The 5,740-nt window shown below is 64.6% G+C and carries 7 protein-coding genes and 1 pseudogene; 4 read left to right on the top strand and 4 right to left on the bottom strand.

Going from position 1 to position 5,740, the window contains the following annotated elements; translation table 11 throughout:
• Positions 1 to 313 (bottom strand): annotated as a pseudogene (locus tag Y703_RS20465) (DNA-binding response regulator); the annotation flags it as partial.
• Positions 314 to 481: 168 nt separating this feature from the next.
• Between Y703_RS20465 and Y703_RS0116335 the strand changes: the two are divergent.
• The 4 genes from Y703_RS0116335 (at position 482) to Y703_RS0116315 (ending at position 3,619) form a co-directional block, all read left to right on the top strand.
• A complete protein-coding gene (locus tag Y703_RS0116335; RefSeq protein WP_035765679.1) occupies positions 482 to 1,225 on the top strand; it encodes a hypothetical protein in 744 nt (247 codons plus the stop codon).
• Positions 1,226 to 1,435: 210 nt separating this feature from the next.
• Positions 1,436 to 2,035: a nitrobindin family protein gene (locus Y703_RS0116325; protein ID WP_026553568.1), complete on the top strand. Its 600-nt coding sequence runs from the start codon at positions 1,436 to 1,438 to the stop codon at positions 2,033 to 2,035.
• A 64-nt stretch (positions 2,036 to 2,099) separates the two neighbouring features.
• Positions 2,100 to 3,203: a CAF17-like 4Fe-4S cluster assembly/insertion protein YgfZ gene (locus Y703_RS0116320; protein WP_026553567.1), complete on the top strand. Its 1,104-nt coding sequence runs from the start codon at positions 2,100 to 2,102 to the stop codon at positions 3,201 to 3,203.
• Positions 3,200 to 3,619, top strand: a complete 420-nt coding sequence (locus Y703_RS0116315; RefSeq protein WP_026553566.1) for an ankyrin repeat domain-containing protein — start codon at positions 3,200 to 3,202, stop codon at positions 3,617 to 3,619. Before Y703_RS0116320 ends, Y703_RS0116315 begins: the two co-directional genes overlap by 4 nt.
• Here the strand turns inward: Y703_RS0116315 and Y703_RS0116310 are convergent.
• The 3 genes from Y703_RS0116310 to Y703_RS23250 form a co-directional block, all read right to left on the bottom strand.
• The gene (locus tag Y703_RS0116310) at positions 3,616 to 4,335 is read right to left on the bottom strand and encodes a GNAT family N-acetyltransferase (RefSeq protein WP_026553565.1); all 720 of its coding nucleotides are present in this window, start codon (positions 4,333 to 4,335) and stop codon (positions 3,616 to 3,618) included. The two genes, Y703_RS0116315 and Y703_RS0116310, sit on opposite strands and share 4 nt — an antisense overlap.
• A 10-nt stretch (positions 4,336 to 4,345) precedes the next feature.
• The gene (locus tag Y703_RS0116305) at positions 4,346 to 5,371 is read right to left on the bottom strand and encodes a 6-phosphofructokinase (protein WP_026553564.1); all 1,026 of its coding nucleotides are present in this window, start codon (positions 5,369 to 5,371) and stop codon (positions 4,346 to 4,348) included.
• 94 nt (positions 5,372 to 5,465) lie between these two features.
• A partial coding sequence (locus tag Y703_RS23250; protein WP_035765677.1) for a response regulator transcription factor occupies positions 5,466 to 5,740 on the bottom strand: 275 nt, incomplete at its 5' end.

The raw sequence follows: 5,740 nt of genomic DNA, 5'->3' as shown, positions 1-5,740 counted from the left end.
CCTCGGCGGGCCCAGCGGAATCCAGGACGACGTCGTCCGCCAGCCAGTTGGCGGCCACCGCAGCCATCCCACCCTCGGTGAGCACCAGCATCAGCGGGGCGCTCAAACCGGTGGCCTTCAGGAGCTGGGTGAGAGAACGGGCTCCGACCATATCTTTGCGGGCGTCCACCATCACCACATCGCAGGGTTCGGTCTCCAGCAGCGCTGTCGGTTCAGCGGGCAGTATGTGGACCTTGTGGTTCAGTAATTCGAGCGCTGGAAGCACACCCACCGAGGATCCGGGGCTATTCGTCAACATCAAGATGTGCGGCATATGTCCTCCATATAATTGGACGCGCATCATCGGGCGGGCTGTGTTGGGCATGCGGGGTAAAGAGTCGCCGTCGCAGCCCTTGCAGATCTGGTCAAGTATACCGGGTGTGACGCGTCGCACCCGGAACCTCGTTTTCACTTGTCGGGGCGGTAGGGCAGTATTGCTGGGGTGAGGATATGGATTGTGGCCGCCGCGGCGGCAGCGGCCGTCACTTCGGTGGTGGCTGCCTCCTACGTCTCCCTCATCGCTGTAGCATCGGTCACTGCCGTGCTGATCCTGGTCGCTGCCATCGGCTGGCCCCACGTGCTCGGCGTCCCCGCAAAAAAGAGCCAGTCAACAGTCATCGCGCTCAGCGCACTCGCTGCCACAGCTGCCGCCTTCATCGCCCCTGGCACCGACTACATGCGGTGGATGCCTATCGCTGCAGCCCTTGGCCTTGGCGGGATATTTCTCATTCAACTGTTCAGGGGCACCGGCCAAAGCCACCGCCTTGAGTCAATCCTCGGGGCGGGAGTGGGAGTTTTTCTGGTCTGCCTCGCCTCCGGCTGGGTGGCAGCCGACCAATTGACAGTCAACGCAGGGAACACCGGCATGATGCTGGTTACCGGGATCAGCGTAGTGATTGCGCTGGCCGCGTCGCTGCTGCCCTGGCCAGACCGGATTGTTGCGCCGCTCGGAACAGCGCTGGCCGCGACCGCCGGCCCCCTGGGTGCCATGCTGTTCACCGACGTTCCGGCCCTTGCGGCAGGCATTCTTGGGGCAGTCGCTGGAGCGGTAGTGGTGTGCGCCCGCCGCCTCCTCCTCGCTCGTGAGGCGCCCGTTAGCGTGCCAGCTGCCCTGGCCATCGGCGTCGCGCCTATCCTCGTGATCGGCTCGCTTGTCTACTTCCTGGGCAAGCTGCTCACCGCCTGAGGCGTGCGTGGCACCCGGCCGCGCCGCATCGTAGCCATGCCTGCGTCGAGAGCTGCTGGCCCGTCGCGTTAGGATGGACGCATGTCGATTCTTGCGCTTGAAATCTTCTTCATTGGACTGCTGGTGCTCGCCTCCCTGGCAATGGCCGGAGTAGCGGCGCTGGTGATCACACGCCTGTACAAGGGCCAGAAGTAAGGCTGCCTCCTCACCATGTCTTTTGAGATTCCCACCGACCTCACCCCAGAGTTAGTGCCGCTGTCCTGGCTCATGGGTGTCTGGAAGGGTTCCGGACGCCTCGGCGAGGGTGCGTCCGAGTCGGAGCATTTTGAACAGCGTGTCACCTTTTCCCAAAACGGCCTCCCGTACCTGCAGTACACGGCTGAGAGCTGGCTCACCGATGAGCAAGGTGCCCGCCTCCGTCCACTCTCGGTGGAAACAGGGTTCTGGGCCCTGGACCGCAAACTCAACGACGCCGACGGCGGCCCGGGGCTTGAACCCGCCGATATAGTCCCGGCGTTGAAGAGCGCTGACGAGGTGGAACAGCTTCGCAACCCTGAAGATGGGTTCGACATCACTGCGACAATCGTGCATCCCGGCGGGATCGCCGAACTGTACTACGGGGTGATCAAGGGCCCACAGATCCAGCTCAGCACCGATCTCGTGATGCGCGGACAAAACTCCAAGGAGTACACAGCTGCCACCCGGTTGTATGGCCTGGTGGACGGGGACCTCTACTGGCGGTGGGACGTGGCGGCCGAAGGCCAGCCGCTGAAAGCCCACGCGTCGGCAATTCTCAAGAAAGAATCCTGACCAGTCCCGCCCCGACGGCAGGGGCCAAGGAATACGGCCAGCCTAAGGACGCGTTGACATCATCATGACCTATCTCAGCCCGCTGCTATCCCTACCCGGCGCCGTCGCTGCTGGCGCACCCGATGAGGGCACAGCCTCCCACTACGGCGATCCCTTCAGGGAGCAGCGAGCCCTGGCCCGCGGCACCGCCGTCGTCGACCTGTCCCACCGAGGCATCGTAACGATCACCGGCCCCGACCGCCTGAGTTGGCTGAACACCCTCTCCTCCCAGCTTCTGCTGGGTTTGCAACCGGGCGACAGCTCCGAAACGCTCCTGCTCAGCGTGCAGGGCCGCATCGAGTACGACGCCCGCGTGGTCGACGACGGGACCACCACCTGGCTGATCGTCGAAGGACTCGAGGCAGCTGGCCTGGCCGCATGGCTGGACCGGATGAAGTTCATGCTCAGGGTTGAAATTGCCGACGTGTCAGAGGCCTGGGCGGTGCTCGGTTCAGTCAGACCGGTTGAGGCGCTGAAGGAACAGACCGTGTGGGTGGATCCGTGGCCAAGGATCGCCGAGGGCGGGTATGGCTACTCGGTAGTGACCGAGGAAGACCACCCCGGGCGTGAGCGGCCCTGGTTCGAATACGTGATACCCCGGGCTGAGCTCGCCGACACGGTCGCCGGGCTCGCTGGACATGGACTGGGCCTGGCCGGGGCGATGGCGTCCGAAGCATTGCGCGTGGCCGCCTGGCGTCCGCGGGCCGGTGCGGAAACCGACGAGAAGACCATCCCCCATGAGCTGGATCTGATCCGTACCGCTGTCCACCTGTCGAAGGGCTGCTACAAGGGGCAGGAAACAGTGGCCCGGGTGCACAACCTGGGACACCCGCCGCGCCGTCTGGTCTTCCTGCAACTGGACGGAAGCCAACACACCCTGCCAGCGGTGGGCAGCGCCGTCGTCGCTGGCGGACGCACGGTCGGCACAGTGACCTCGGTGGCACAGCATTATGAGATGGGCGCAATAGCGCTCGCTGTGGTCAAACGATCGGTTGATCCGCTGGCTGAACTGGTGGTGCAGGACGGCGATGAGGTGTACCCCGCAGCACAGGAAATCATTGTGGCGCCCGACGCCGGTCAAGTAGTGGGGCGGGCTACAGGCTTCCTGAAAGGACGCAGAAAACAGTGACCACCACCGGACCCGAGACCAGTGCCACTGATCGTGATGCCGAACAGGCCATCGAGCTGGCGTACCAGTTGTTCGATGCCGCCCGCACGGGCGACGCAGCTACCCTCGGCCGGTACCTCGACGCGGGTGTGCCGGCGACGCTGACCAACGGTGCAGGCGACAGCCTGCTGATGCTGGCCGCCTATCACGGACATGCCGGTATCGTCGCTGATCTGGCCGGCCGTGGGGTTGACGTCAACGCTGTCAATGACAAAGACCAGACACCCCTGGCAGGCGTGGCGTTCAAAGGGTACACAGCGGTAGCTGAGGTACTGGTGGGCGCTGGAGCTGACCCCGATCAGGGCCAGCCCACCGCGCGGCAGACGGCGGACATGTTCAAGCGCCAGGAGATGCTCGACCTGTTCAGCAGGGCCTAGCCTCGGCCAGGCAGCAGCACGCTCGTCTGGCTGCCGCACCCGATGAAGCCGGCGCGCAGTGCCGTCCTGATCGAAGCAGTATTGTCGGTGCGCGCACGCCACTGCGGGATCAGACCCGCTGCCATGGCGTCCTCGACGGCCACCTTGGCGATGAAGGTCGCATGCCCCTGCCCACGCCGGTCAGGGGCGGTGAGCACTCCCAGATGGGCCAGGATTCCACCCCAGATGTCGTACCCGGCGCCCGCGAAGGGCAGTGGGGGAGTGTTCGAGTCGTCGACCAGGATGCTCTGATGCTCCAGCGAACTCAGTCCCACCTCGGCGGTGTCGTCAGGCGGGCAGAGCCGCTCCAGCTCGAGCGCGAAGGCCGGCTCGTCGCTCACTGCACCGTCGTCGCGGTGTTCAAGGGTGGGAAGACTGTCGCAGAAGAATAGATTCGCCTCCCCGAGTCCGCGTCCGCCATGGTCCCGGGTGAGGCGCAGGAGGGTCGAATGACGCGCAAGGACCTCACCGTCGAACCCGGTGGCAGCGTCAATAGCCCAGCCGGGGCCCACCAGGGCTTCCTGTCCGAAGAGCCGCACAAAAGTCAGCACCTCGGCGTCGTCGTCCCTGCGGTGGAGCCGCTCACCCGCCGCGTCAGCGAACGCCGTATCGTCGAGTTTCAGGAGCCTGGACCACCCGAGTTGGATGATTGAAACAGTGCCGGGATCGATTTCCATCTAGGCAACGTTAGCCGAAAAGGATGGCTGCTTCGTCATACCGGTGCTGGGGAACCCGCTTCAGGTTACCCAGGGCAGCGTCGAAGCCCACCCGCGCAATTTCCGTGCCGTGCAGGGACACCATGGTGCCCCAGAGCCCGTCCACCACTGAGTCCACGGCCGCCATGCCGAGGCGGGTTGCCAGCACCCGGTCGAAGGCTGACGGAACCCCGCCGCGCTGAATATGTCCCAGCACTGTTGCGCGGGTTTCGATGCCAGTGCGGGCTTCGATTTCCGGCGCCAGCTGATCGGCGATACCGCCGAGCCGTGGGCGGCCGAAGGTGTCCAGCCCGCGCTCGGAATGGGCCTGGTCCAGATGCGCAGGGACAAAACCTTCAGCCACCACCACCAGTGGTGCGCGCCCGCGGTCGTTGGCCTCGGTAACCCACTCGGCAATCTGTTCCACGCTGGTCTGCTGTTCCGGGATAAGGATGGCGTGCGCTCCGGATGCCATCCCGGCGTGCAGGGCAATCCAGCCCACGTGGCGCCCCATCACCTCGGCCACCATGCATCGGCTGTGCGACTCGCCGGTGGTCCGCAGCCGGTCGATGGCCTCAGTGGCAATCTGTACAGCCGTGTCGAAGCCGAAGGTGTAATCGGTGGCGTCGAGATCGTTGTCGACGGTTTTCGGCACTCCGACGATCTTCAGGCCGGCATCAGTGAGTCGCTTGGCGGCAGCGAGCGTTCCCTCACCGCCGATCACTATCATCGCGTCGATGCCCAGCCGTTCAAGGGTTGCCTTGATCGCGTCCGGTCCGCCGTTCCCCTCGAAGGGGTTGGTGCGGGAGGTACCAAGAATGGTGCCGCCCTGTTTGGAGATGCCCCGGACGGCCTGCCGGGGCAGGTCAATGATGTCGCCTTCGACCACTCCACGCCAGCCGTCGCGGAACCCGACGAACTCCAGATTGTGCGTTTTGATGCCGTTGAGGACTGCTCCACGGATCACCGCGTTGAGTCCAGGACAATCGCCGCCGCTGGTGAGGATTCCGATTTTCATGTGGAGCTGGGTCCTTGCTGTGGGGAGTGAAGACAGGTTAGAGCGCCCCATTGAGCTCAGCTATGATTCTAAACACACTTTGGCAGGAGGGACCCTATCTCCCGCCGGAGGCGTGGCCGTTCAGGATCCCGCGTTCCATCGCCACCACCACCGCCCGTGTCCTGTCGTCGACATCTAGCTTGGCGAAGACCCTCAGGAGATGGGTCTTCACCGTGGTTTCGGCAATATGGAGTCTCGCTGCGATGTCGGGGTTGCTCAACCCCTGGGCAACGCACTGGAGCACCTCGCGTTCGCGCGGCGACAGCGGGGGCGGTTCCGGTGCCCTCATTCGCGACACCAACTTCGCTGCAATTGGCGGGGCGAGAACTG

This window comes from Arthrobacter sp. H20, assembly GCF_000520515.1.
GTDB lineage: Bacteria > Actinomycetota > Actinomycetes > Actinomycetales > Micrococcaceae > Arthrobacter_D.
This window is presented reverse-complemented; position numbering and strand designations above follow the sequence as displayed.